Below are 321 nucleotides of genomic sequence, written 5' to 3' on the forward strand. Positions count from 1 at the left end.
TTGACCTTATCAAACCTATTGGAACAGGATGCCATGTTTTAACACGTTGGAATGAGACTATTTTTACCATTGAAATAAAAGAGCGCCTTACAAACGATTATGGTAAAAAACTAAGCTTTACTGTCCCTCATCAAAATTTTCATACTTTTAATAAAACCACTGGAAAACGTAAAAGCAATAAGTAAATAGTGCAAATTTTCACCTTACAAGCATCATCAATAAATACCTCTTACTTTCTCCTAACAACTTCGTTTTTGTTAGGATATATCGTGCCTTTATATTATAGACGTGTGCTTTTTATCTCTGTGCACGTAACTGTAA

1 pseudogene is annotated in these 321 nt (G+C 32.4%); it reads left to right on the plus strand.

From position 1 onward, the window contains the following. Window positions 1-185: pseudogene (locus ACFIK8_RS11930) on the plus strand (sn-glycerol-3-phosphate ABC transporter ATP-binding protein UgpC); the annotation flags it as partial. Window positions 186-321 lie beyond the last annotated feature (136 nt).

This window comes from Bartonella sp. MR168JLCBS (assembly GCF_042194175.1).